This window comes from Streptomyces clavifer, assembly GCF_036345975.1.
In the GTDB taxonomy this organism is placed as follows: Bacteria; Actinomycetota; Actinomycetes; order Streptomycetales; family Streptomycetaceae; genus Streptomyces; species Streptomyces clavifer.
Genome location: NZ_CP107794.1, coordinates 1 through 26,571, shown reverse-complemented (window position 1 = coordinate 26,571; position 26,571 = coordinate 1). Strand labels below are relative to the sequence as shown.

Here is a 26,571-nt window from a genome sequence, read left to right as displayed (position 1 = left end):
AAGAGCCGGCTAATCCCAGGGGTCACGCTCCCGAGCATGACCAAGTTCTACGCCACGGTGTGTCTGCCACTGTCAGACCCAGGTGGCAGCATCACCGAAGTGAACGCCCTGAGGCGTCCTCAACTCACCTCCGTAGCGAACGAAGAGGAGCATTCCCCTTGCGACTGCATCGCGTAGCGCCCGGCATCGCCGCGGGCATCCTTGCCCCGGCCCTCCTGCTCACCACCCCGTCCTTCGCCGCCACTGCGGCACCGGCCGCGGTGACGGTGCCCGAGGTGTCCTCGTCCGCAGACGAGCCGGACGCCGACGACCTGAGGGTGGCCATAGTCCGGATCCTCGCCGACCCGGACAGCGGCCGGCGTGTGACACGAGAAGCCAACGCCCTCCTGGACGCCAACAACCCCGAGGCGATGCGCGCCTGGCTGGAGACCGGCTACCGCATCGCCCAGGCCGAGGACGACCGCGTTGCCATCACGCGTCTGCTCGCCGACCCGGACAGCGGCCGGCGCGTCATCGCTGAGGTCAACGCCCTTCTGGACGCCAACGACTCCGAGGCGATGCGCGCCTGGCTGGAGACCGGCTACCGCATCGCCCAGGCCGAGGACGACCGCGTTGCCATCACGCGTCTGCTCGCCGACCCGGACAGCGGCCGGCGCGTCATCGCTGAGGTCAACGCCCTTCTGGACGCCAACGACTCCGAGGCGATGCGCGCCTGGCTGGAGACCGGCTACCGCATCGCCCAGGCCGAGGACGACCGCGTCGCCATCGCCCGCATCCTCGCTGATTCGTCCATCAGCCCGGCCTTGCGCGCGGCAGCCAACGCCGCCCTGGACGACAACACACCCGAAGCACTGCGCCACTTCCTGGAAGTCGGCAGGTACCAGGTCGCCTGACTGGCACGGCGCCGCACCACAGCGCGTCGCCCGGGTGGCACCCCCTGCCGCACACCCGGTCGCTGGAACGCCGAGAATCCGGGCGGGGCCCCCTACTCCTCTGTGTGTCGGCGGCCCCGCCCGGCAGGCCCTGTGTCGGCTCGGCGCCCTCGCAGAGCTCTGGGGTCTCGCCGGGCAGCACCTTCCGCTGGCAATTCTGCGAGCTCCTCGCCCCCGGGCGGGCGCCAACAAAGCGCCCGCCCATCCGCATTCCCGTCAGGGGAAGCAGCCGGGCGGGCTCCGCGAATCACACGCTACCGACCGCCGCCGACCGCCATCCGCACCTGGCCGCCTCCATCCCAGGACACCCACGCAACGTCACCCGATCGAGGGTGGGGCCAGGACAACCCGTTCCTCTTGGAACCCTTCCCGGATCCATCACCCACATGGATCAAAAGCGGGGCCACCTCAACTTGTTCTAGCGGGGCCAAAACTGCCCGGCGAAAACAGGTAGGCGACAGGCGACCTCGAACACCCAGGGGTCGAGGTCGCCTGTCGCGATGAACCCCTCACGCTGCTCCCCGCGCACGCGGAGATGGTCCGCGGTTGCTCTCTGGCTCGGTCGGCGCACGGCCTGCTCCCGGTCCCCCGCTCGCACGAGTGGGCCTTGACCCCTGATGTTGAACACACGAGACACTGGATCCTGCGGATCTGAGAACGGACATCTCGTGGTCATGAAGAATTACCCGCCGCAGTTCAAGGCGGACGCGGTCGCGCTGTACGAGTCGCGGCCCGATGCGACGATCAGGTCGGTCGCCGCCGATCTGGGGATCAATCCGGAGACCCTGCGGAACTGGGTGAGGGCGGCCGGAGCGAGTCGTCCCCGGGGGCGCCGGACGCAGGAACCGGCTCAGCCGCCGGCACCGCTGGAGGCGGAGAACGCAGCTCTGCGGAAGAAGGTCCGCGAGCTCGAGGAGGAACGCGAGATCCTGCGGAACGCCGCCAAGTATTTCGCCGGGGAGACGCGCTGGTGAACCGCTTCCAGTGCGTCGCCGACCTCCAGCGCCGCTACGGCGTGAAGCGGCTGTGCACCATCCTCGGCGTCAGCCGCTCAAGCTTCTACTACTGGAGCCGGACAGCTGCGGACCGGGCCGCCCGGCAGGCAGCCGACGCGAGGCTGGCCGCCCGGATACGGGCGGTGCACCAGGAATCGGACGGCACTTACGGAGCCCCCCGGATCGCCGCCGAGCTCCGCGAGACGAGTGGTGAGGCGGTCAATCACAAACGCGTCGCAAGGCTCATGCGGGCGTCCGGGATCGAAGGGGTCCGGTTGCGGCGCCGGCACCGCACCACCGTCCCCGACCCAGCAGCGGCCAAGGCTCCGGACCTGATCGGCCGCGACTTCAGCGCCGAGAGGCCCAACACGAAGTACGTCGGCGACATCACCTACCTGCCCATCGACGGCGGGAACTTCTGCTATCTGGCGACCGTCATCGACCTTGCTTCGCGGCGACTGGCCGGCTGGGCGATCGCCGGCCACATGCGCGCGGATCTCGTGACCGACGCCCTGGCCGCGGCGATCCGCACCCGCGGCAGCCTCGCCGGATCGATCATGCACACCGACCACGGAGCCCAGTACACAAGCAGGGCATTCGCCGAAGCCTGCAGGTCAGCAGGGGTCCGGCAAAGCATGAGCGCGGTCGGGTCAAGCGCAGACAACGCACTCGCCGAGTCCTTCAACGCGACCTTCAAACGCGAGACGCTGCAAGGACGAAAGAGCTGGAGCAACGAACGCGAGGCCCGACTCGACGCCTTCAGATGGCTGAATCGCTACAACACCCGACGCCGACACTCCCGCCTCGGACAACGATCACCGATCGCCTTCGAGAACGCCTTTCACCTCACACCAACTACATTGGCACAAGCCGCATAACCCGTGTTCAGGATTCGGGGTCAAGGCCCAGTGTCGCGTAGTGAGTTTTCGGTCCGGGGAGCTCACTACGGCAGGTCAGCGGGGGGTTCGGCTGCTCACCACGTTGATTCCGCGGTGGCGTTACCGCCCGCATCCCTCGTGGTGTCGGGCTGGTCTCGTCAGGTGTTCGGGGCGGGTGTTCCGTCGCTGGTACCGGGCACCAGCCACCCGCCCCCGACCCTGGCACCCTGTCACATCGACGGCATGGGCTGCCCGGCCGTTCGCACAAGCCAGCGAAGCCGCGGCCGGTTCGATGGCCGACCCGCGGTGGCCTGGCCGCCATGCTCGTGGCTGCGCGGGGCGGTCCGGTCGCAGGCGCACTATCCGTTCCGCTATCCGGTCCACTATTCGTTCTGCTATCCGTATTACTATCCGGCGCGCATGTTTCGGCCCGGTCCTTGCACAACCGCAGGTCAGACCCCGGTTTGCGTCTGGTGAGTGCTCAGACTTCCCCTTGTTCCCTGGTCTGCCCTGCTGTGGTGGTGGGGGTGGTGGCCGGTCGCGGCAACAGTTCGATCTGCGCCCACTGCGCGTCAGTCAATGCCACGCATAGAACAACGATCGGTGACGACCCGTTGCCGCCTCAGAAGGACCGGAAGACGCCCTCTGGATCCGCGATCGCCGTCTCAGCGTATTCCTCGAAGTCCATGTTCGCGAGCGAAAGGTTCGCATGAACACAGTGGACGCCGACAGGAACGGTCCGGAACTCACGGCGAGACGGGGAGCTGATGAGCTCCTGGTAGTACTCGGGGTCGAGATCCTCAACTTCGACCCCGACGTCGAGCGCGAGGAGAGCTCGATGGGCAGATTGCATCGTGACGCGGTCGGCGATGAACACCACACTGAGGTTCTCGTCCCGGCTCACCGCGGCGAGGACCTCGTCGGACGTGGCATCCGCCCAGACAGGGTCTTCGACGAGATGAACGTCGGCTTCGAACTCACCGTCATCTCCCCATGGCTGACGCAGATCTGCGGTCACCGTCTGCCAGGCCGTCTCATCGTTGTAGTCGGTCCTGATGATCAAAGCGGCAAACTCATCACGTCCGACAACCTCAGGCAACACGTGGGCCCCTCCCTTGATCCTTGGTCAGGGCCCGACTGTCTCATGGAGTACCGACAGCACATTGGCCACGCCCCTGACACCCAGGTACTGGACCTCCTCAGCACCCTTGATCCGAAAGAGACGGCCTAGGAGCCGTGCGCCGCCCGAGGTTCAGACAGGGAGCCAGGGCGACGGTGAGAGTGGTCGAGCCAGCCAGGCCGCGGACGGTGTCGGGTGTCCATCATCGACGCGGCCGGTGATCATCACTCCGGAGTGGCTCTGGGAGTGGTCCTGGGCATCGAGGAGGAGGGCGAACCGGCCACCGAAGTGTCCGATCTGGCAGGGTTGGTGATCGTGATCATCGCCTTGTCCCGCCGCGAGACCTGGCAGGAGCCGACCGCCGAGTTCGGCGTCACCGCCACCGTCGCGTCTATGTCCGGCCCGGTGCGTCATAGCCGACCCCTGCCAGCGCGCGGTGGTGCTCGTCCGGCGTCACTTCCCGCTGTAGACGGGGAAGGCGCTGTGGTCGCCGTAGTCCACATCGCGCAGGTCACGCAGAGCGTCCATGTCCGCTACGGAGATCTCGAAGTCGACCTCGGCGTTGGAGCGCATGTGGTCGGGGTTCGCCGTCTTGGGCAGCGACACCGTGCCCAACTGCAGGGTGTAGCGGATGCACAGCTGCGGGACGGTCACGCCGTACTTCTCAGCCAGCGACTGGACCTCGGCGTTCTTCAGGATCGCGCCGTGGGCGATCGGCGAGTACGCCTCGACGAGGATCTGCTGGCTCTCGCAGTACGCCAGCAGTTCGGCGGGGGTGTTGCCGGCGTGCACGAGCAGCTGGTTCACGTGCGGGGCGACGGTCGAGCCCTCAAGGATGTTCTCCAGGTCGTGCTGCTGGAAGTTGGACACGCCGATGGACCGGATCTTCCCGGCCTGGTGAGCGTCCTCCAGGGCACGCCACGCCTCGCGATTGCCCTGGGCGTAGTCGCCGCCGCGGAAGTCGTCCCATGGCTGCGGGCTGTGGATCAACATCAGGTCGACGTAATCCAGGCCCAGCTTCTCCAGGGAGCCGTCAATCGCGGCGACCGCCTGGTCGTAGTCCTTGATCTCTGCGGCAAGCTTGGTCGAGACGAACAGGTCCTCGCGGGGCGCCCCCGAGGTGCGCACGCCCTCACCGACGCCGCGCTCGTTGCCGTACGCCTGAGCGGTGTCGATGTTGCGGTAGCCGATCTGCACGGCCGCGCGGACCGCGTCGGCCGCACGGTCGTCGTCGATGAACCAGGTGCCGAGCCCCAGCCTGGGGATCTCGATGCCGTTCGACAGCGTGTAGGCCTCCTCCAGGACGGTCATGCGTGCGCTCCGTTCTTCGGCAGCTCGCCGTACACCTCGTCGGTGACCGGCTCGAGCCATTCGTTGCTGGCACCCTCGCCCGGGGTGATGAAGGCGACGTGGGAGAACCACGCGTCGGCCTTCGCGCCGTGCCAGTGCTTCGTGCCCGCCGGAACGCGGATCACCGTGCCCGGCTCCATGCTGACGGGGTCCTCCCCCTCGGCCTGGTACCAGCCGCTGCCCGCCGTGCACAGCAGGATCTGGTCACCGCCGCCGTTCGTGCCGTGGTGGATGTGCCAGTTGTTGCGGCAGCCCGGCTCGAAGAAGACGTTCATGACGGGAACGCTGCCCGAGGTGAGCGGAGCCAGATAGCTCTGGCCGATGAAGTACTGCGCGAGGGCGTCGTTCTTCTCGCCGAGTGGAAAGATCTGGTCGAATCCGTTGCCGGCCATCTTGTTCCTCTTCTTTGGTTCACTGGGCCCCGCTGATAGTGCGGGGCCGGTTTGCTGCTCGCGCCGGAGATCAGGGTTCGCGGTCGGTCAGCTGCCGGACGCGGCGTCGGGCTCGGCGACGATTTCCTTCAGGACGGTGGCGGCGCTCATGGCGTTCGGCCAGCCGGCGTAGAAGGCCAGGTGCGTGATCATTTCCGACAGCTCGTCCTTGGTGAGGCCGTTGTCCAGCGCGGTCCGCAGGTGGAAGCGGAGCTGGTCGGTGCGGTACAGCGCCGTCAGAGCGGTCACGGTGACCAGGCTGCGGTCGCGCTTGGACAGCCCAGGGCGCTCCCAGACGTCACCGAACAGGACGTCGTCGGTCAGGTCGGCCAGCTTCGGCGTGATGTCGCCGACGAGCTGCTGCGAGGGGGACTGCTTAGCGGCCATGAGGGACTCCTGTAGTACGGGGGGATCGATGTGGTGAGGCGCCTTGTGGGCTGCCCTGTCGCGGGTGCCCGGTCGGCCTCGGTTTCCACAGTCACACGGCAGCCATGATCCGAAAAGCGGAGGAAAACATCCTGGGAACGATCCTTCCTAGGAAGAAACTCTCCCCCTCAGCCAGGCCGCGTTCACGGGGCAAACTGGCTGTATGACCACCAACGCCCCCCTCAAGGAGCTGGGCGAGTTCCTCAAAGCCCGCCGCGGCGAACTCAGCCCCCGCACCGTCGGCCTGCCCGACACCGGCCCACGCCGCGTCCCGGGGCTGCGCCGGGAGGAAGTCGCCCAGCTCGCCGCCATCAGCACCGACTACTACACCCGCATCGAACAGGGCCGCATCCCGCCCTCCGGGCCCGTCCTGCAAGCCCTCGTAGGCGTCCTGCACCTCGGCGACGACCAGCGCGACTACCGCTTCGAACTCGCCGCCAAAGACACTGTCACAGTCCCCGTCAGGCGCGGCACCCAGAAAATCCATCCCGCGCTGCGGCGGATGCTCGACGACCTCACCACCACACCCGCCATCGTCCTCGGCCGGCGCATGGACATCCTCGCCTGGAACACCCTCGCCGCCGCCCTGGTCACCGACTTCTCGGCGCTCCCCGACAAGCACCGCAACTACGTGCGGATCCTGTTCACCGACCCCGCCCTGCGCACCCTGTACGACGACTGGAACACCGTCGCACGCACCACCGTCGGCATGCTCCGCAAGGAAGCCGCCGCCTACTCCCAGGACGCGCGCCTGGCAGCCCTGGTCGGCGAGCTGTCCGTCCGCGACGACGACTTCCGCACCTGGTGGGGAAGCCACCAGGTCACCGCCGGAACAGTGGGCACCAAAACCCTCCACCACCCCGTCGCCGGCGACCTCACCCTCGACTGGGACACCCTCACCGCCGGCACCGACCCCGACCAGCACCTCATCGTGTGGACCGCCGAAACCGGCTCGCCAAGCCACGACGGCCTGCGCCTGCTCTCCTCCTGGGCCGCCAGCACCCACCACGACGCCCCGACGACCTGACCTGCCACGTTCGCGGCCCATGCCTGGAGAAGCCCCTCAACATCGCGGGCGTATTCGCCGGCGTCCTCGTTGCGGCCGTCGTGGGCCTGGTCGCCGTCGCCGCCCTCACCACCTGACCCCCGCACCACGCCCCAGGGGCCACGACGTCCACCAGGTCCCGGGGCGACAGCGCCCTCCGCCCGACCGGCAGGCCTCTGGCCTGCCCAGTGAGTTTTCGCGGTGAGCGCGCGCGGCCGCAGTGAGTGCGCGCGCAGTGGTGAGTTTTCGTCCGGGGCGTGGTGAGTCTCCTGGTCGGAAACTCACTGCCGCACGTCAGAGGCGGGGACGGAGCACCCGTTGGAAACTTTCCTTGTCGAACTTGGAATGCGGTGCGCCGAGTGTTAGATCGGGTACCTGGTCGCACGGCCCGAATCCGCGGTGGCGTCACCGCCTGCGTCCTCGTGTCGGGCCGGTCTCGCCAGGTGTCCGGGGCGGGTGTTCCGTCACGGGTACCGGGCACCAGCCACCCGTCCCGGACCCCGGCACCCTGCCACACCTCGGCGCGGGGCAGTCCGGGGCCCTGTACGGGCCGGGGAGGCTGCGCCGGCCCGATGGCAGGGCGGCGGCCTGGTCGACGCGTTGCCGAACGGCCGCCCTGTCGACCGCCCGCCGGAATCGCGGTGTTCGCGGCCCCCGCCTGGTGGAGTCGGTCAGCGGGGAGTGAGCCAGGCCAGTGCGGCCACGGTCATGGCCTGGACGCCGTTGGCCAGGGTGGGGTTGATGAGCGGGGCGAAGCGCGGGGAGTGGTTGGAGGGGATGTCCCGCCCCACGGTCCCTTTCTTCTCCGCAGCGGCGAAAACCTCGGGGTCGGTGCCGCCGAAGTACCAGTAGCACAGCGGTGCTCCAGATGCCGTGGCGAAGATGCCGCAGTCCTCGCTGCCCGTGCCCGGCCCGGTGTCGAGGATGGTGTGCTCACCGAAATGTGCACGCAGCGCCTCGGTAGTCCTTTCGACGGCTGCCAGGTCGTTGACCAGGACGGGGAAGGTGTCCAGGGGGGCGATCTCCGGGGCCTGTTCGGCTCCCGCGGCTGTGGCTTCGGCGTTGACTATGCGGGTGATCGCGTTCAGGACGGTGGCGCGAACCTCGGGGGTGTAGGTGCGGATGTTGAGTTTGAGCTCGGCCTCGTCGGGAATCACATTGTCCTTCGTCCCGGCGTTGAGGGCCCCCACGGTGACAACTGCCGTGTCACCGCCAGCGATCTCGCGTGAGACGACGGTCTGCAGGCGCATCACGGTGGCGGCTGCCATGACCACCGGGTCGATCGCTGTCTCGGGGCGTGAGCCGTGGGCGCCGCGGCCGAACATCCGCACCCGCAGCGCGTCGGTGGCGGCCAAAGCCGGCCCGGGGTGGCAGCCGATCATCCCGGCCGGAATAGGAGCCACATGCTGGCCCAGAACGACGTCCGGGGCGCCGGCCTTCTCGAACAGTCCGTCGTCGACCATGGCCTGCGCGCCGGAGCCGAGTTCCTCCGCCGGTTGGAACACCGCCACGAGCGTGCCCGACCAGGATTCATGCGCTCCTGCGAGCAGGTCCAGGGCACCGAGAAGGCAGGCGACGTGCATGTCGTGCCCACAGGCGTGCATTACCGGAACCTGCTTGCCGTCCGGGCCGGTGCCGGTAACGGCGCTGGCATAGTCCAGGCCGGTCTGCTCCCGCATGGGCAGCGCGTCGAAGTCTGCCCGCAGGAGTACTCTCGGGCCCTCGCCGTTGTCAAGGACACCCACCACTCCGGTGCCACCGACACCGGTGGTCACCCGGAAGCCGAGCCTCGCCAGGCCATCGGCCACCACCCCTGCGGTTCGTGTCTCGGTGAACGCCAGCTCCGGATGCGCGTGCAGATCCTTGTACAGAGACTCCAGACGCGGGTGGATCTCGTTCAGCCTGCCCAGAGCCGCTATATCGGCGTCACGCCGCACGACGTTGCTCATCCCCCCAGTCTCAGCTGAGAGCAGGCCGCCCGCCACATCAACGCGCAGCGGTCGGGAATGTAGAACGTTCGGCCGCGGCGGACGAGGCGCTCCCGGGGCGTCTGACGGCCTCCTGGGCGGCGTCCCGGACCCGGTTCACCCCTCGGGCGCTCCCGGCCGTGCTGGGCACCCTCGGCCCCCACGGGGCCACGGGAGGGACCGGCCGTATAACGGCGACACTATTGGCGACGATATCGGCGACACCGGAAAACCGGCGGCCCTTGCATAGCCGCAGGTCAGAACTCGGTTCGCGTCCGGTGAGTGCTCAGACTTCCCCTTGTTCTCATGGCCTGCCCTGCTGCGTGGTTGGTGGGTGTGGTGGCTGGTGGTGGGGTGGTCGCGGGGAAGACGGGGCGGCGCTGCGCTGGCCTGTTTCTGCGGCCCGTCGCGGAGCGCCGGGCACGCTTGGAGGACAGCTCGCCAGCGGGGCGTAGCGCGATCTTGGAAACCGTGCCTGCCTCACCGGGCGAGCATCAGCGACGGGGTCCGACGGCGCGTAGCATCGGCCCGTGACGAGGACACCGAGGCTAGTGACCTGAGTCAGAGGTTTGGCGTTAGTTGGTTATGAGTCGTCCAGGGCCGAAGATTCCGCCGTTGTCACTGACCGATGCTCAGCGGGCTGTGCTGGAGGGCTGGGTGCGTCGGCGGACGACCGCGCAGGCGCTGGCTCAGCGGTCACGGATCGTGCTGGAGTGCGCGGACGGTCACTCGATCATGGAGGTGTCCCGTCGGCTGCGGGTTGCACCGGACACCGTCCGCACCTGGCGGCGGCGCTTCCTGGAGAACGGCCTGGACGGCTTGTGTGACGAGCCCAGGCCGGGTGTCCCGCGGAAGATTACCGACGCGGATGTGGAACGAGTGATCGTCAGAACGCTCGAGGAGACACCGAAGAACGCGACGCACTGGTCGACGCGCTCGATGGCCGCCGCGACGGGCATGTCGCAGTCGACGGTATCCAGGATCTGGCGTGCGTTCGCTCTGGCCCCGCACCGCTCGCAGACCTTCAAGCTCTCCACCGATCCGTTCTTCATCGACAAGGTCCGCGACGTCGTCGGCCTCTATCTCGACCCGCCGGAGAAGGCTCTGGTTCTCTGCGTGGACGAGAAGTCGCAGATCCAGGCCCTGGACCGGTCCCAGCCGGTCCTGCCGATGATGCCCGGGGTTCCCGAGCGCCGCAGCCACGACTACATCCGCGCCGGCACCACCACTCTCTTCGCCGCCCTGGAAGTCGCGACGGGCAAGGTGATCGGATCGCTCCACCGCCGCCACCGGGCCGTCGAGTTCAAGAAGTTCCTGGCCAAGCTCGACAGGGAAGTCCCGGCCGGCCTTCAGGTCCACCTGATCCTCGACAACTACGCGACGCACAAGACACCGGCGGTCAAGAAGTGGCTGCTGGCACACCCGCGCTTCCACCTGCACTTCACACCTACCAGCGCGTCGTGGCTGAACCTGGTCGAGCGGTGGTTCGCCGAACTCACACAGAAGAAACTCAAGCGCGGAGTACACCGCTCCGTCCAAGCCCTCGAACGCGACGTCCGGGCCTGGCTGGCCGACTGGAACGACCAACCCAGGCCCTTCATCTGGACCAAGTCGGCCGACGAAATCCTCGACAAAGTCGCCGCCTACTGCCACCGAATCTCTGACTCAGGTCACTAGGAGCCTATTGCCCTGTGTGCGGGCTCGATCAGGGATTCGATCCCTGGGGTTCCGACGGACTGACGCCGTCGTTCGCAATCTGCAGCTGCTGCTGCATCGAGTTCGGCTACGAGGACGCCTCGAATGCGGGGGTCATGACCGCGCGAGCTGCATGGAACGAGGCCGGCTGCCCTTGGCGCGGATCGGTAAGCGAACGTCCGGCGGGGTGGGATCCCCAGGTGCAACTGGTCGACAGCTTGAGGCTGTCGTAAGGCTGGGCCTCGGGCTGGACATCCGTTTCCGTGAATGCCTCTCACCCTCTTGAGGCCACATGTTCACGAATCGTTCGGCATCGGTGTTTTCGGGGTTCCTGGAAGTGCTTGAGTTGACCGGGTGATTCGAGCAGGAGTCTGTCGGCGATCGCACCTGCTGTCTCCCTCTCCTTCCTGACGCTATCGTCGGATTGTTGACGTTCCTCACGACCCGACAAGGAGTTGGACTATGGATAATCAGGTTACCCTCATCGTCACCGCAGTTGCCACGGGTGCAGGTCTCGTCGCGGCAGGTTGGCTACTTCTGCACCTCGCACGCCGCGCCGCCGCCGGCACGCTCAAGCGCAATCAGTTTGCCGGTATCCGCACGAGCGTGACGCTCTCCTCAGATGCCGCATGGCGCGCAGCGCACCTCGCCGCGGAGAAGGACAGCATCCGCGGCGCAAGGGGATTGATAGTCGGTGGAGTGCTTAGCGCGGTGAGCGGTCTCCTCGGCTTCATAGGGGTTCCGTTCTCGGCCGCGATGACGACGTTCACCGTCATCGCACTCGGATCAGCGGCATGGCTGCTCGTCTGGACTCTGAGAGGAGCGGCAGTAGGAAAGCGTGCTGCGATGCCGGTCGCTACGGAGACCTCGAACTCATCAGGCTAGCGGTAACACTATCTGGCGTGAATGGCCACCACGGGAAATACTGTTTGCGATTCTGGCGAGAGATTTCGCGAATTCTCGACAACGGCCACCTGTGGATTCGTGATCACCGAGGCGAACATTAACGCTGGGTGGGGGGTTTGTTGGTGTGTGGTGGGGCGGCTGGTCTGGGGTGTTGCTGGTTCGCTGAGAGGTGGAGTCGGCGGCTCGGGCGGGTAGGTGGGGGCTTCTGAGCTGGGGCTATGTGTTGTGCGTTGAGCGGGGCTGGGTGTGTTGTAGGTAGTTCTGGCGTGTATAGGCCCGGTTGGTGTTTGTGCTGGTCAGGGTTGTTTTGCCTGGCTGGCAGGTGGGCCTATCGGCCTCGGCGGGAGCGGTGTTGGGTTTCGGCGAGGTGGTCGAGGCGGATGGTGTCGAGGGTGGTTTTGGTGATGCGTTCGGTGCCGTCACTGATAGCGGTGATGGCGGCTTGGCGGATGAGTCTGGTGAGGGATCCGATGCGTCCTGCGGTGCGTTGGTGGAGGTAGGGGGCGTGGTGGGGGAGGGTGCCGGGTTTGTGCTGCTGGAGGTCGAGATGGTTTTCGATGTCGGTGATGACGTCGCGGAACGGGTGGCGGGTGCCGTGGCGGGCGGGTAGGGGGCCGCAGTCGACGAGGGTGGCGCGTCCGGCGAGTTGGGCGCCTCTCACGCCGGTAAACAGCGGGGTGTCAGTGACGTTGATGCCGGCGTAGACGAATGTCGCGGGGAGGCGTTCGCTGAGGTCTTTCAGAAGGTCGGCGGTTTGGGCGCCGGTGGTGGTGCGGGGGTTGAGGCGGTGGATCTCGTCGATCATCACGAGCTGCACGCCGGCTTGGGTGTAGGTGTGGCAGACGGCTTCGGTGATCTGGGTCTGGGTCATGCGCGCGGCCACGGGGATGCCGAGGTAGCGGGCGAATTCGGTGATGAGGGTTTTCGCGGTCGCGCCGGGCGGGACCAGAACATACGCGACGGGTACCGCAGCATGCGCTGATCCCGGTGGTGGCGGGTTTTTGCGGGTGTGGGCGAGGTGGCAGGTACGCCCGACGTTCAGGAGGGCCGTGGTTTTCCCTGCTGCGGCGGGTCCGGTGACGATCAGTGAGGGCCGTGCGGTGGTCTGCTGATGACGGCCGAGGATCATCAGGGTGCGGACTTGGATGGCCAGGGTGTGGATGGCGGGGGTGCGGATGGTGACGAAGCTGGAGTGGTAGGCCAGGCGTTCCTCTGTACTGCGGGGTGGGTCGCCGGGCCGGGGAGGGACGACGGGGTCGGTGGTCGCGAAGCGGTGCCAGCCCTGCCAGGTGGTCAGCGGCCACGACAGCTCGGCTCCGCCGCTGTCGCCGGGACCGCCTTGTGTGCTGCTCGCGCCTGGCGGGCTCGGGTTCACCACTTGTCGGCTTCCTCGTGTGCGTCGTAGAGCCCGAATCCGGCGGCCGGGGCGGGTCTGACGTCGTCGTCGGGCAGGTCGTCGAGGTCGTCGATGCTGTCGTCCTCGTCCAGCTGCGCCGGGCTGTCAGCGGGTGTTTCGGTGTGGTGGTCCCCGTCGCGGGCTGTGGGGAGAGGGAGGTGAGCGGTGCGGGCGAGGAGTGCCTGCTCCGTTGTGGTGGCGTGGCCGCTGTGGACGCGGCGCATGAGCTGGTCGAGGGAGTCGGCGAGGCTGGCTTCGTGCTGCTCGGTGTCACTGTGGTTGCCGTCAACGGCCTGGGTGCGGATGTGCTGCCAGGTGCGTTCGTCGAAGGGCCGGTGGACATGGTCGCGGTGGATCCACGGGATCTCGGTGAGTTCGCCGTCGGGGAGGCGGACCCAGATCTGGCGCACGTCGTGGGGGTTGTAGTGGATTTCCCATTTCCCGCCGCGGCCGGCGACGGGGGATGCCTGGCTGCGGTGCGGGGCGAGGAGGTCCGCGTCGTAGGTGCGGTGGTGGATGGTGATGCCGGCGGGGGTGATGGCCTGCCAGCGCACGGGGAGCAGTTCGAGGTAGTCGCGCCCGGTCAGCGGGACGGGTACATAGCCGGCGACGGCGAGGAGCGCGGCCCACATCTGGTTCGGGGTGAGGGCCTTCCTGGGCATCATCGGGTGGCGCAGCCCTTCGTGGGGCCGGTGGTGGTAGTGCACCAGCCATTCGTCGAGGAGGTCCTGGAGCTGGGTGACGCTGTAGCAGGCGTCTTTCTCGGTGTCGGGGCCGCGGCGGGTGACGTTGGATCCGGTGTAGCCGGGCAGGTGCTGGCAGAACAGGGCGTTGATGGAGCCGAAGGTGCGCTCGACGATGCCCTTGGCGGTGGGGGCGCGGGGCGGGGCGGGCTGGACGCTGATGCCGAGGCTCTCGCAGGCGGCGGTGAACGCCCGGGAGATGAAGACTTTGCCGCGGTCGACGACGATCGTCTCGGGCAGGACGACCGGCCGGGCCGCCGCACCGGCCAGACGCTCGTCCAGCGTGGCCAGCCGCTGGTGGGGGAGTGCGCGGGCGTGGTCCATGCGCAGGATGTCCGGCCAGGTTGGCCTGGCCGGGGGCGGGACCGCCATCTCCGCGAGCAGCAGGGCCGCGTCCACGGCTTTGGTCGCGCTGGGGCACAGCACGGCGGCGAGGATGGAGCGGGTGGCGACGTCGACGGCGATAGTCAGCTCGGGCCGGGCCAGGCGCCCGTCGTCGAAGAGGGCCAAGACGTCCAGGCGGGTGGTGTCGATCTGGACCTGCTCGCCCGGCCGCAGCGCCATGGCGGGAGTGAAAGCCCGCCCCTCGACACTCGCGGGCACCTGCCGCACCGGACCGCTGGGCAGTTCACCGGGGCGGGCGAGTGTGGTGACGAGCCGGTACAGCGTCGCCTGGGACGGCACGGGCACCGTACCGGGGCCGTGCTGATCTTCGAGGATCTGGTTGATGAGCGGGAACAGGCCGTTGATGGTGCCTTTGGAGCGCCCGCGCCGGCGGCGCAGTGCTTCACGGACGGCGGCGACGACCCGTTCGTCGGACCGCCCGGTGGGGCTGGAGGCACGAGTGGTGCGGTGGTCCAAGAGCCCCCACAGGCCCTGCTTGCGGTAAGCGAGCCGCATGCGCTGCACCGTGGTGCGCGACACCCGGCCGAAGCCCAGGGCGGTCAGCTCCTCGGCCTTGGCCTGTTCCCGCTCGGCCAGCGTGTGCCGCTCTGGGTCGTACTGCACCCGCACCGCTCCAGCGCTGCCGGGCCCGTCGGCAAGGCCGCATTCGACTTCCCGCACGTGCCGCTGCCAGGCCATGGCCTTCTCACGTGCCGCGGCGGGGGCGGTCTCGAACAGCCCCCACTGCGGGGCCGCCTGCGGCACTTCGGCCCCGATGACGCTGAAGCCGGGATCGGCGAACAGGTAACCGGCGAGCACCGCCTCGCCACCGCCGTCCGGGCCGACGAGGTGAATGGTCTGCCCGGACAGGGCGACCACCTGCCACTTCACACCGCGGAACCGGACCTGCGCCCCGACCGTCACCGATGGCCGGGCGTTGCGCCGCGCGGTCACCGGGCCCCTCCCGCCGTGCCCGGACGCGGGCCACTCCAGCCCGCGGGACCGACCAGGAGGCGTTCGTGGAGCGGCGCCTTTAGATCTGCCGTCACCCGGCCGTGCCACAGGGCGTGGAAGACCACCGGCAGGACCTCGATCGGGTCGCCGGCCGCTTCGACGCCCTCGATCAGCGGCCGCGGCCGCGCGAACGCCTCCACCACCGTGGGCGTCAGGCCGGGGCGGCCGGCGTTGCGGGGGTGGCGGTAGCCGGCCAGCCATTTCAGATTGGCGGCCAGGACGTCGTCGAGCGGCGCAAGACGCCGGTAGGCCCAGCCGATCTCCTCACACGCCGCGTTCACCGCTTCGGCGGCCTTCACCGCGCGGTCGCCGCCGGCCTCCAGGTGGCTGGGGCAGTCGGCCAGCAGACCCGTGCCGTCGCGGTACCGGGCGAACAGCTGCGGCACCCAGGAACGCACCCGGCCCCGCTCCTCGCGCCACAGCAGCCGCACCGGACGCCCCGCGAGCCCGGTCACATCGGGGTCGCGGTCCAGGACCATCAGCTGGGTGCGCATCGCGTTCGACCCGGCCGCCACGTGCCGCCCGGTGGTCGCCGACCACCACAGCCCCGGCCCCCAGCGGCGCCCAGGGATCACCGGGAACGCCGACACCGGTCGCAACTCCTCGAATCCCACGGTCATGGCGGCATCCGCCCACCGCTGCTGAACCGGCTGCCCCACCGGATCGAGGAACACCGCCTCGAAGCCGCTCCGACGATCCACGGCCGCTCGCCTTGCCCGGCCCCCGGGCCGGGCGGCCTCTCCTGTGCTGATCACCCGCGTCAGCCAAGCCGCTCCCGCCGACAAGCATCGTCGTTTTCAGGGTTTCTGCCACAAACGAGTGCTGTATCAGTTAACAGCCGATGCGCCCGGGCCCACCTTGATCTCAGCCGTCCTCTTCCTGCCCGCCTGCCGTCAGCATCCTTCTCAGTGTCCCGGGGGACATATCCGCCCACCGGGCCACCTCCTCCAACGGAACCCCGCCGTTCACCGCCGCCACCGCGGTCCGCTTCCAGGCCGCCTCGACCAGACCAGCACTGTGACCGAGGCCTTGCAGCAGCTGCCGGGCGACCTCGGCGGTCGGCCCGCTCTGCACGCCGCGCAGCTGCAGCAACTGCTCCTCGGCACTGCCGATGAGACTGCCGATCCGCATCCGCTGCTCAGCCGGCACCACCGTCCGCCACATCGTCCCCGAACCGGGTGCCTTCTTCTCCTTGCCCAGCACCCGCAACTGCCCCGCCATCGTCACCGGCTGATACTCCCGACGCAGCCACCAGGGGTCGTTGTCATATCCGGGAGGCCCACCGGCCCCACGGCGCAGCCGGATCACGCTGCCCATCCACGCGATCAGCGGACCGCCATGGTCCGCCGCAACCAGAGGCCCCAGCCACTCCCGCCCCACCCGCTCACCGAGCCGACGGCAGAACAACCCGTCGACGGGCAGCGCCCGCGGCTGCCCGGCCCCGCTGTCCACCCACACCAGTTCGCCCATGGCCGGATCCAGCAGCGCGTCGGCGACCGCCACCACCTCGGGGAAGACCACCGCGCCCCGCCCCACGATCCGCCACCACTCCAGATCACCCCCGGCATCACCGCCCGCGACCTGATGCAACCGCCGCGGCCAGACCTTCTCCCGCTCCCAGTGCAGGGCCTGCTCCCACCAGCGGGTCACCACCGCGTGCGCCAGCGCGAACACCCGCTCCGGCTGGGCCCCCGCCCGCACCGCGCGCCGCGCCACCCCCACCCACCGCCGCTGCGCCGCGGCCACTTCCGGCAGACACCGCACGTCCAGGTACTCGTAGGGCTGGTCGGCGTCCGCGTCCAGCAACCACCTCCCGTGCCGGACACACACCCGGGACCAGAGAGGTGAGTACCGCACCACCCGCACGACCGTCCCCGTACGCCGGGCGGTGCACAGGCGGCAGCCGAATGCCACCGGTCCGGCGACCGTCCCCCCGGTCCGCCACACCGCCGCCGGCACTCCGCCCTCTTCGGCGGGCACCTTGGCGTCCTGGTGTCCCCAGGACGGCAACGCCCGCGCCAGCACGTCTTCCTCGACGCCGCACAAGCCTCCCAGGAGTTGCCGGCCGGCTGTGTTCAACAGCACCTCGGCGTCTGCCCGTGCACCCCCGCCGTCGTGCCGGGGCTGGTGGCTGTGCCACTTCCAGCAGGACCGCAACGCCTTCGCTTCCAGCCCGTAGCGGCTCGCGATGCGGCAGATCAGCGACGAGGTCGTCTCCCTCTGCAGAGGAACTGTCGACAGGAGGCCGGGACGAGGGGTCACTCCACCACGCTCTCGCGTTCACCGGCCTTGGCGGGCGTTCTTCACAGTACTTCCGTGTGGCTCTCAACCCATCAGCGCCACGCACCGCCGAGCTGGCAAGCCCTCGCACCACGTCCCACCATCACCAGGGTGGATAGTCACTCGGCGTGCGGTGGGACGGGCCCGGGTCCGGCCGTGGTCCGGGTGGTGAGGCCAATGCCGGCCAGGAGGCGTTGCTGACCGGGGTGCAGATCGTGGTACCGGGTGTGCTGCCGGCGCAGCCAGGCGCGCTGGACGGGAGTGAGGCTGCGGGAGTGATGACCGGTCCCAGGCCGGGCGCCGGTTTCGCTCTGGTCGTGGATGCGCTGCCAAGAGCGCTGCCACGCCAGGCTCCAGGCCGGGCACCACCACGGATCGAGCGCGCTCAGAGCTTTCGCGGCGGCCGGCGAAGGCGCGCCCCGGCGGGCGTTGTCACGGGCGTGCTGGCGTTGTCGGCGTAGCCATTGTCCCAGGTGGAAGCCATCATGGATGGTGCCGGTCGCCGCGGCGAGTGTGTTGTGGACCGCGTGATACCAGCGGGCGTGTCCCAACGCGGTGGCGTAGTCAGTCCCGCTCTCGGTGGGCCGGGTAGTGGCTTCGAGAGCGGCGGCTGCGGTGATACCGATGCGGGCGAGGAGGTCCTGCTGTTCGGGCAGGAGCGTGTCGTACCGGGCACATTGGGTGGTCAGCCACGTGGCGACCTTGCTGCCGGTGCCAGGAAACCCCGCCGCCGCGTTGAGGACCTTGCCGTCTTGGACACAGGCGCGAGCCTGATACCAGGAGCGTTGCCATTGCAGTGACCACGGCGGATTCCACCACGGGTCGATCGCCAAGAGTGCCAGCGCCCCGGGGGAGTGGGTGCCGTGACGCTGCTGGTGGGCTCGGTCCTTGCTGCGCTCGCCGGCCAGCCACTGCCCCAGCCTGTGGCCGTCCTGGACCGTGCCGGTAGTCGCGTGCACCAACGTCCCGTGAGCCTCCGCGAACGCGCGCGCACAGCCAAGAGCGCGCTGGAAAGAAGCAGCCCGGTGCTTACCGGGGCGGGCCACCCGTACGGCCTCACAAGTAAGGCCGATACCGGCCAGCAGACCCCGCTGCGCGGAGTGCAGACTCTCATAGCCGACGCACTGCTGGTAGAGCCATTGACCCAACCCGAAGCCGGTGGTGGGGAAGCCGTGTTCGGGCCGCAAAGCCCCGCGGGCGCGGGTGTGGTGCTGCGCCTGGTAGTAGAAGCGCTGCCACGTCACAGGCCACGGCGGCCGCCACCAGAGATCCAGCGCCTCGAGTGCCGCGACGTTTTCGGGCGGCAGCGCAGCAGATTCACGGTGATCGGACAGCCACCGGCCCAGGGCGAAGCCGTTGAACCAGGTGCCGATCGGGACGGCGAGGTGGCCGTGGACAGCGGCATAAGCACGGGCATGGGCCAAACCGGCCGTGAACGCCTGATCCGAAGTGTGCCGCAACCCCAGACGCTGCCCCCCGCCGCCCGCAGCCTCCTCCCGCCGGGCGGCAGCACCGCGGTAGACGGTCAGCTCACGGGCGACGCTGCGAGGCCGGTGCGCCGTGCGCAGCTCCCACAGACTCCCGGCGGCGGCCGAGCCCGCACCAGCCCGTACACAGTGCTGCACCCAGACCAGCAAAGGGCCCACCGAAGCCGAGGCGATCCGATCAAGCAGCCACGGCCGTCTCAACACCCGCGCCAACCCAGCAATGAAGGCAGGGGTATGAGCCAGCATGTGGGGCAGATGCCCGCCGGTCTCAACGAGCAGCCGCTGCCTCACGTGTGCGCCGGTGAGGACCCGGGCCAGGGCAACCGTCTCCGGGTAGACAACCGCGTCCCGCACCAAAAGCCGCCACCAGCCCGCATCTGCCCCCGACGGCGCCATCTGACGTACCCGATCGGGCCACTCCTCCTCCTCCGGCCACTGCTGCGCCCACCAGGAGACGATCACGGCGTGAGCGACCTCGAACGCCCGGGCCGTGTCCGGACGGCGCCGCAGCAGGTGCAGGTGGGACCGGTGCGCTGAAAGCACCTCGGGCAGACCCGCCAGGCCGATCTGCTCGGTGCCCGCCGGCGCGCCGTCGACCCACTGGGTGCCGAGCATCCAGCGCCGGTGGCGCGGGCAGACCCGGGTGTGCGGCTGCAGATACAGCCGCGCGGGCTTGGCCCCTCCGGTGCGCGCTGACGTACACAGCCGGCAGCCTTCCCCCGCGGCCGGCACCACAGCTCCGAAGCGGAACCGCCCCGCCGGACCCGCCCCGTCCGGTGACAGGGGCTCATGGGCGGCCCAGGCGGGCAGAGCCCTTCCCAGGACGCTCTCGGACACGCGGCAGAACGCGGAGACACGGGCGCGCGCTTCGGCGTTGAGGTACACCTCCCCGTCCGTGCGGAAGCCCCTGAACAGTTCTGTGCCGTCCTGGAGCAGCGGCGGGATGAGGTCTTTGACGCCAAGGCGGTAGCGGTCGGCCAGCCGGTCCAGATACGAAAGGTTCGTCTCACCCTGCAGCGGCGCGAGCCGCACCAGCCCTGGCTGTGTCGTAGCAGAACGCGACGCCGGTGCCGACAGCAGAAGGGAGGCAGGCATCAGCGAAGAGACCGATCTCTCAAGGGGCCCGGCCGCCTGAGCGGTTGAGCTCGCGACGAGACGGACGGATCCGGACGAACATAAGTGACGGCTCCAGCTGGCGGACGAGCCCTGAGTACGGGATCGACCGGCATATCGTGATGATGCCGGACAACAAACGCGTTGCGCAGGTCAACTGAAGGAGCAGACCAGCCTCTGCTGCTCGCGGCCCGCACGGCGAACCAGCACCCTGTGACCGGCCGGGCGGCCTGAACAGGCTCCAGCAGCTCCGCGACCGCGGCATCCTCCCCCCGGCGTCCCCCCCCCCGCCTGACCACCGGCCGATCCGCTACGCCGCTTCGTGCCGGTGTGCTCTGCCGCCTCACCACTGCACCCATGACGTGTCGTCCAGAAGCTGCTCGGTCGGGAAGGCCTGCGCCGAGCAGGAATTCCACGACGCCAGCGTCGTCGTGGACCCTGGGCGGCAGCAGCGTAGCGGCGGCCCGTGGTCGGCGGAAGGGTGATGGCCATTCAGGCGTCCGCTTTCACGTTGGTTCGCCGTGTAGGTCATCGGAGGGCACACGCGCTCTCCGGAACACGGCAGTCCCGACACCTCGGAGGAAACCCAGTGTCCAGCAACGAGCGCACGCCCATCGCGATCGCGATGATGGGCGCGGCCTTTGCCGCCTACCTCGCAGTCTCCATGCCGTCCCTGATTCCGGCCCTCACCCTGGCCGTAGCCGCTTTCGTGGCGCTTTTGCTGTTTCTGAAGCTGTAGTTCCCGTGCTCAGCGCTGAGGCCTTCGGCGCCGCGGCGTGTGACGTCAGCTCCCTCGGGTCCTGACGCCACACGCCGCCGCGCCGGACATTCGAATCCCTTGTGGAGACCTGCTCCACGACGGGCGCACCCTTCCCGGCTGCGCAGACCCGCCAACCGCAGCCGGTCGGCACCCTGTTGAAAAATTTCGTCGTGAGGCGTCCGGATCCGGAGCCTTCTGGCGTGTAGGTGTGTGAAGGCACTGCCTTCACCGCTGAAGATCCTCGCCGAGAAGGGAGCTGAGCCCATGGCTTGGCCTGAGATCCCATGGAGGGACGGTGTGCGCATCGCCTGCCACAGCACGCCGTGGCAGGCGATGCGCTGTCGGAGGTCCCCGTGACCGATGAAGCGTGTCCGCCCACTTACGACAGTGACCCCAACAATCGGTTCGCTACCCTGCGGCGCCCTCTTTTGACGGCGGCCAGGGCCACATCATCTGACCGAGACTTCGCCGAAGACGCGGTCCAGATCACTATGGAGAAAGTTTATAAACGATTTCCCGAACTGGGGCACATCAGCGACACTCGACTAATCCACTACAGTCGCAAGGTTCTGCACCATGTGATCGTGGACGAGTTTCGAAAGAGTGGGAGACCCTCGATCACCCCGATGCCCCCAGAAGATATTCCTGATGCAGCATCTTCTCTCGGAATTCCGGAATCTTTTTTGGTTCTTGAACTTCGCGCCAAGATTTATGCACTTATTTCTGATCTGCCTGAGCGTATGCGCGAGGTCGTCAATCTCGCCATCGTGCGGGAACTTCCGCTGGATCAGGTAGCAGGAATGATGGACGTCGACGTGGGGACCGTCCAGAAGTACATCAGGACGGCGCGTCGACGGTTGGAGAAAGCAATGGTTGAGTCATCTGAGGAGGTGTCAGCATGAGCAGCTGGAAGTTCGGAAAAGAGCAGGAAAAGTTCGCCCGTCTGGTCCTGCTGGACCTCATTGACCAGGCATTGTGCAAGGAAGCCGTCTCGGGTGAGGTCTCTGACCTGCCCGGGAACCAGGGGGGTTGGCCTTCGGGCCGGCCCCCGGCCGGGGCGTGTCCGCTGGATGATTCTGAGACTCTTCAGATTACCCAGCTCCTTGATCGTCGCCAGCTGAAACGTCTCGTTGAGCTAGACGCACTGCTCGAGAGAGATGCGAAAGATGAAATCAGTTCTGCTGAGCTTCGGCGAGTAGCTGAGATTGTCGAGTCTCTCGGCGATGACAAAGGTGCTTACCTGTGGTGGAAGAGAGCTGCTGTGTCCGGTGACGAGGACGCAAAATGCTATCTAGAGATTCTAGACGAGGAGTTGGAGGTGCGTGATTATCCAGGCGAGGACATTCCTCTCGACGTGCAGAAATCGATTGCGCATCTGATGTCCAACTCCTTGATGCATTTCTGCATTCGTGAGCGAGAAACAGGAAACGATCTCAAGGACGCATTTGAAGAGATCGAAAAGTTTCTGGCGAATCCTGATCAGGTTGCGGATGGGGGAAGGCGTATTTAGGCGACTATCTCTTTGGTGATCCGTTCTCTTTGACGGGAGAACCGGCGAGAACTTCAGCGATGCGGCGGCTACCGAAGGCGAAACGGTAGCCGCCGCAGCACGTTCCGCCCGAGCCCCTGAGCCGGCCGCTGGCTTCTGCACCAACCACCACCACGGCTGGCCGTACAGCCCTCGGGGCATGCGGGCGCCCCTCAGATCCTGCCAACGTGGCGGTGTTCAGTGCCGGCCACGTCGGACCGGCACAGCTGGCACCGGTCTACCGGGCGCTGCGCAAGTCGTTCGAGGACAGCAAGAACGAGCCGGGGGCGGCGGACTTCTACTACGGCGAGATGGAGATGCGCCGCCATGACCGTGAGGGCACCACTCGCACCGAACGCGGGCTGCTGCACGGCTACTGGGCCCTGTCCGGGTACGGCCTGCGTGCCTCGCGGGCCTTGTACTGGCTCGCTGCCACCATGCTGGCCACCGTGGTGCTGCTGATGGGCTTCGGGATCGCCCAGGACTCCCCGAAGCAGGAAGCGACCGGGACCGTCCCGGCCGGCGGCGGCAAGGTCACCTTCGAGATCGACAAGGCCGATCCACAGAACCCGAAGGGCGACAGGTTCAACGGGGAGCGCTTCGAGAAGGCATTGAACGTCACGCTCAACTCGGTGGTCTTCCGCTCCTCCGGGCAGGACCTCACCACCACCGGCACCTACATCGAAATGACCTCCCGACTGACCGAACCCATCCTGCTGGGCCTCGCGGTCCTCGCGGTCCGCAACCGCGTCAAGCGCTGACCACCCTGCAGCGGTGGTGGGCGCCCTCGTGAAGGAAACCGGGCGGCGCTGCGCTGGCCTCTGAGGGTGTTGCGGCGGCCGCTGGGCCACCCGTGATGCGGTCAGGCACCCCAGGGCCCCCGGGGCGTCCCAGCGCCCTCCACGGGCCTCACGGACGCCATCTACATCCGCAGGTCGCGCACTGTCATCACGGCGGCGCATCGCACCAGGACACCGTCGGAACGGAGCACGAAGCGAGTCTGCTGACCGCCGCCCGCGGCTAGGCCGCTTCTTCCGGATCATCTCCCGGAGGACCGGCGAACCAGGAACGGCCCTGGGTCCAGTGGATCACCCATCCGGTGAAACCAGGGGTGCCCGGCATCGGGGAGGTGCTCGGCGAAGTACCGAAGGGCACCGCGCCGTACTCGTCGATCAGCCAGACGTGACCGCGCTGCGGGCCGGTGACGACCAGGTGCCAGTACATGCCGCAGCCGTCGGTGCCCAGCAACAGGGAGCCGTGGTCGAACACGGCGTCCATCCGGGCCTCGAGCTCCTGCTCCGACAATGCCTCCTCGTCCTCCTCGTTGGTCTCCCACATCCACGTCGACCTGAGAGGAAACGGCTCGGCGAGCAGGCGCTCGGGGCGGTCGGAGCCCCAATCCGAGGGCGTCTGCGCGAAGGGCAGCAGACCGTAGTAGGGCGGCCCGGCCCGCAGGCCGTCGCAGACCTCCGCCACGAACGTGCGGTATGGCTCCGGCAGGAGGATGCCGTGCTCCGCCTCGAAAAACCGCACCGCCTCCCAGCCTGCCGGCAGCGACGCCTCGGGACGGGGCGCGAAGATCTCACGGAGGGCGGCCAACTCGGCAGGGTCGCAGGTTTCCGTGTTCATGCCGATCATCATGCAAGATCCGAAAGGAACGGCCTAGCCGCTGCCCGCGACTGGCCGCTGCTCACGGCACGCACGGCGAACCAGCACCCTGCGACCGGCCGGCCAGGCCTGGACAGGCTCCAGCAGCTCCGCGACCGCGGCGTCCCCCCGGTATTTCACCCGCCTGACCACCGGCCGGACCCGCTACGCGGCTTCGTAGCGGTGTGCTCTGCCGCCGCGCCATTGCACCCACGCCGCGTCGTCGAGCAGCTGCTCGACGTCGGGGAGGCCGGCGCGGCGCAGGAACTCCACGACGTCGTGGTCGTCGTGGGCGAGACCGGCGATCTGCCCGCGGATGGTGACCCGCCGTCCACCGGTCGCGGAGGGGCGGTGGACGGCTATCGGCGCGTTCATACCCCAGCGTGCGCCAGAGCCCCACCCCCGGCATGGCAGTCCTGGCCTCTGGCTCGGGTGCAGACACACGGCGGGTCGCGGTAGGGAGCCCGATACGACCCTGGCCCCGACCGGTCGGCCAGGGCCAGGACCACGGCCCCGGCCACGGAGTGATCCTGCGAGCAGGCCCCCTCCGCCCCTCCGCGGACGGTGGCGTCAGACGCGTGTCTGGATCCAGAAGGCGCTGTAGGTCACGAGGATGCCGCCCACGGTGGTGGCCGCTCCTCGGACGAGGTAGACGCCCGCTTCGTTCCTGAGCCGGCGGAGTCGATGTCGCCAGCGTCTACGAGGGCCTTCCGCAGGCTGGCCTGTGCCTTTAGGCTCGTGGTCGGACATGCGCTGTTCCTTATGTAGTGGTGATGTCCTCTGCAGACGGCTCCCTGCCCACCAGGGGGCCGTCGCCGTTTCGGGCGACGTCCACGCCGTTGTCCACCCACCGAGACATTTGCGGCTCAGTAAGGCGTCCGACACCAACGAAACCACCCCTACACCCCCTCTGACCAGCGAAAACGGCATGTTGTTCAAACATGGATTCCCATGTGGAAGCTGGCAATTAACGTGCTGGTCTGAGTCGATTCGAGGGAAAGGGCAGTAAGAACGAGCTGACATGGGGTTCAGTAGGTCTTTGTGTGGTGTCATCTCACGCAGAAGCGAGCTTTCCTGTGTCTAACTGCGCCTATCCGTGGCAGAGTTGCTAGATGCCGAGAATGTTACGAATGCCCGGTAAAGACGTGCTGCCACCCGGCCCCAAGCGGGAGCTTGTGAACGAGCTCTTCGTTCACTACCGGGAAGCCGCACGTCCCTCGCTCCCACGGATCGCCACTCTCACCAGGGACATGCCCGGCTGTCACCCGGTCAGCAGGGAAACGATCCGGCGCCTTCTTACCGGCACAACCACCAGCCAATGGGTAGTCGTCGACGCCCTCCTACGTGCCCTGTGCCAACTACAAGACCGTGACCCCGACGGCCGGCGCTGGGCCAAGCCAGACGACCACTGGGAAGAAGACGACCCGGCGACCTGCCGCGAATACCTGCGCCAGTTATGGAACAACGACATCGATGACCTCGAAGCGAACGAGACGCCGGTAGTTCCTCCTGCCGCTCCGGCACCGCCGTCCTCCGGTTGGGGTGGCCCGTCACCCACTTCAGGCTGGGGCACCCCGCAGTCAGCCGTACCTGCTGCCCGGCAGGTCCCCGAAGGCGACCCCTGGGCCGATTCTGCTACTCCTGCCAAGCCACCCCCTCAGACTGGCTACAGTGACGAACCCCCCTTCTAACTTCCACGCAGGTCACAGAGTCTGCTCCCGCGCACGCGGGGATGGTCCCATCACCCAGCTCGTCCAAGACGTCCCCGTCACCTGCTCCCCGCGTATGCGGGGGTGGTCCTGGCCGTGATGCCGGCCGACTGCGTTGCCCGGCATCTGCGTTTTCTCTGTCTTTTCGGGGCTCCTGGAAGTGCTTGAGCGTCTCCAGGGGCCCCATGGCGAGGGGGGTTGGGTAGTCGGGGTGCCGCGGGGTCGCAGGAGGGGTCTGTGACCCCGCGGGAGGGGGCAGTGTCCGCGTGAGCCCGGCCGGTTCCGGCACGGTCGGGGGTGGGGTGTGCGGTAGCCGTTCCGGGCGTGCCGGAGTGCGGTAGGGGTGGTGTGGGCTGGCTCCAGTCTCTAGCTACACCCAAAAATGATGCACCCCCTTCAAATCTGCCAAAGGTACATGGTGCATCAGGTGGTGAACGGTGGGGGTGGGTGGTTCCAGAGTTGAGCTACGGTCAGATTTTGATGCACCCTCAAACCGGCCCCCGCCCGGAAAGGCCGGGCCTATGTCCGGGGCACTCTCACGACGGCCCCGGACACCCTCTCACCTAGCCAGCCCGGCGTAGCCGGCGTGGGGAGGGAGCGCAGCGGACGACCCCCGCATGGAGCGCAGCGGAGTGCGGTGAAGGGTTTCTGCGAAGCGGGAATCCTGGTTCACGCGGAGCGTGAATTCGAGGGTAAGCGAAGCGCACCCTCGGAAAGGGCGCAGCCCCTTTCCGGCTTCGCGGAGCGAAGCCGTTCGCTTGCATA

20 protein-coding genes and 1 pseudogene are annotated in these 26,571 nt (G+C 68.0%); 9 read left to right on the top strand and 12 right to left on the bottom strand.

Annotation, left to right across the window (positions count from 1 at the left end; genetic code table 11):
- Window positions 1-158 precede the first annotated feature (158 nt).
- Both OG927_RS33645 and OG927_RS33635 read left to right on the top strand, forming a co-directional pair.
- On the top strand, window positions 159-893 hold the full coding sequence (locus OG927_RS33645) for a hypothetical protein (RefSeq protein WP_408058137.1): 735 nt from the start codon (window positions 159-161) through the stop codon (window positions 891-893).
- A 707-nt stretch (window positions 894-1,600) separates the two neighbouring features.
- A protein-coding gene (locus OG927_RS33635) for an IS3 family transposase (RefSeq protein ID WP_330321388.1) occupies window positions 1,601-2,805 on the top strand; the annotation gives its coding sequence in 2 pieces (ribosomal slippage) (window positions 1,601-1,892 and window positions 1,892-2,805; 1,206 coding nt in all).
- 622 nt (window positions 2,806-3,427) lie between these two features.
- Here OG927_RS33635 and OG927_RS33630 read toward each other — a convergent pair.
- The 4 genes from OG927_RS33630 to OG927_RS33615 form a co-directional block, all read right to left on the bottom strand.
- Entirely contained in the window at window positions 3,428-3,907 is a 480-nt protein-coding gene (locus OG927_RS33630; RefSeq protein WP_330321387.1) for a DUF6924 domain-containing protein, read from the bottom strand.
- 471 nt (window positions 3,908-4,378) lie between these two features.
- A complete protein-coding gene (locus OG927_RS33625; protein ID WP_330321386.1) occupies window positions 4,379-5,236 on the bottom strand; it encodes an aldo/keto reductase in 858 nt (285 codons plus the stop codon).
- Entirely contained in the window at window positions 5,233-5,667 is a 435-nt protein-coding gene (locus OG927_RS33620) for a cupin domain-containing protein (RefSeq protein WP_330321385.1), read from the bottom strand. Before OG927_RS33620 ends, OG927_RS33625 begins: the two co-directional genes overlap by 4 nt.
- Window positions 5,668-5,754: 87 nt before the next feature.
- Window positions 5,755-6,093 carry a carboxymuconolactone decarboxylase family protein gene (locus OG927_RS33615; RefSeq protein ID WP_330321384.1) on the bottom strand — a complete coding sequence of 113 codons (339 nt, stop codon included), beginning with the start codon at window positions 6,091-6,093 and terminating at the stop codon, window positions 5,755-5,757.
- Between the two features lie 202 nt (window positions 6,094-6,295).
- On the opposite strand from OG927_RS33615, the gene OG927_RS33610 reads away from it, so the two are divergent.
- Entirely contained in the window at window positions 6,296-7,159 is an 864-nt protein-coding gene (locus OG927_RS33610) for a helix-turn-helix domain-containing protein (RefSeq protein WP_330321383.1), read from the top strand.
- A 689-nt stretch (window positions 7,160-7,848) separates the two neighbouring features.
- Here OG927_RS33610 and OG927_RS33605 read toward each other — a convergent pair.
- Window positions 7,849-9,126: an amidohydrolase gene (locus tag OG927_RS33605; RefSeq protein WP_330321382.1), complete on the bottom strand. Its 1,278-nt coding sequence runs from the start codon at window positions 9,124-9,126 to the stop codon at window positions 7,849-7,851.
- A 603-nt stretch (window positions 9,127-9,729) separates the two neighbouring features.
- On the opposite strand from OG927_RS33605, the gene OG927_RS33600 reads away from it, so the two are divergent.
- A complete protein-coding gene (locus OG927_RS33600) occupies window positions 9,730-10,821 on the top strand; it encodes an IS630 family transposase (RefSeq protein WP_330321381.1) in 1,092 nt (363 codons plus the stop codon).
- 480 nt (window positions 10,822-11,301) lie between these two features.
- Window positions 11,302-11,724 carry an SdpI family protein gene (locus tag OG927_RS33595; protein WP_330321380.1) on the top strand — a complete coding sequence of 141 codons (423 nt, stop codon included), beginning with the start codon at window positions 11,302-11,304 and terminating at the stop codon, window positions 11,722-11,724.
- A gap of 349 nt (window positions 11,725-12,073) precedes the next feature.
- On the opposite strand, the gene OG927_RS33590 is transcribed toward OG927_RS33595, so the two are convergent.
- The 5 genes from OG927_RS33590 to OG927_RS33570 all read right to left on the bottom strand — a co-directional run bounded on the left by OG927_RS33590 (window position 12,074) and on the right by OG927_RS33570 (window position 20,144).
- Window positions 12,074-13,042, bottom strand: a complete 969-nt coding sequence (locus tag OG927_RS33590) for an ATP-binding protein (RefSeq protein ID WP_330321284.1) — start codon at window positions 13,040-13,042, stop codon at window positions 12,074-12,076.
- A 74-nt stretch (window positions 13,043-13,116) separates the two neighbouring features.
- Entirely contained in the window at window positions 13,117-15,222 is a 2,106-nt protein-coding gene (locus OG927_RS33585) for a Mu transposase C-terminal domain-containing protein (RefSeq protein ID WP_056791389.1), read from the bottom strand.
- Window positions 15,219-15,983: a TnsA-like heteromeric transposase endonuclease subunit gene (locus tag OG927_RS33580; RefSeq protein ID WP_056791393.1), complete on the bottom strand. Its 765-nt coding sequence runs from the start codon at window positions 15,981-15,983 to the stop codon at window positions 15,219-15,221. Before OG927_RS33580 ends, OG927_RS33585 begins: the two co-directional genes overlap by 4 nt.
- 163 nt (window positions 15,984-16,146) lie before the next feature.
- Entirely contained in the window at window positions 16,147-17,544 is a 1,398-nt protein-coding gene (locus OG927_RS33575; protein WP_124283551.1) for a DNA-binding protein, read from the bottom strand.
- A 137-nt stretch (window positions 17,545-17,681) separates the two neighbouring features.
- Window positions 17,682-20,144 carry a helicase associated domain-containing protein gene (locus tag OG927_RS33570; RefSeq protein WP_330319450.1) on the bottom strand — a complete coding sequence of 821 codons (2,463 nt, stop codon included), beginning with the start codon at window positions 20,142-20,144 and terminating at the stop codon, window positions 17,682-17,684.
- Window positions 20,145-20,751: 607 nt separating this feature from the next.
- Here OG927_RS33570 and OG927_RS33565 point away from each other — a divergent pair.
- The 4 genes and pseudogenes from OG927_RS33565 to OG927_RS33550 form a co-directional block, all read left to right on the top strand.
- The gene (locus OG927_RS33565) at window positions 20,752-20,901 is read left to right on the top strand and encodes a hypothetical protein (protein WP_164494258.1); all 150 of its coding nucleotides are present in this window, start codon (window positions 20,752-20,754) and stop codon (window positions 20,899-20,901) included.
- Between the two features lie 374 nt (window positions 20,902-21,275).
- Entirely contained in the window at window positions 21,276-21,824 is a 549-nt protein-coding gene (locus OG927_RS33560) for an RNA polymerase sigma factor (protein ID WP_164494257.1), read from the top strand.
- The gene (locus tag OG927_RS33555) at window positions 21,821-22,432 is read left to right on the top strand and encodes a hypothetical protein (protein WP_330319449.1); all 612 of its coding nucleotides are present in this window, start codon (window positions 21,821-21,823) and stop codon (window positions 22,430-22,432) included. The genes OG927_RS33560 and OG927_RS33555 overlap by 4 nt, the downstream gene beginning before the upstream one ends.
- Before the next feature lie 203 nt (window positions 22,433-22,635).
- A pseudogene (locus OG927_RS33550) lies at window positions 22,636-23,211 on the top strand (pentapeptide repeat-containing protein); the annotation flags it as partial.
- A 259-nt stretch (window positions 23,212-23,470) separates the two neighbouring features.
- Here OG927_RS33550 and OG927_RS33545 read toward each other — a convergent pair.
- Window positions 23,471-24,091, bottom strand: coding sequence for an SMI1/KNR4 family protein (locus OG927_RS33545; protein WP_124283547.1), 621 nt, complete (start codon window positions 24,089-24,091; stop codon window positions 23,471-23,473).
- Between the two features lie 171 nt (window positions 24,092-24,262).
- A complete protein-coding gene (locus OG927_RS33540) occupies window positions 24,263-24,472 on the bottom strand; it encodes a hypothetical protein (protein ID WP_124283546.1) in 210 nt (69 codons plus the stop codon).
- Window positions 24,473-26,571: the final 2,099 nt, after the last annotated feature.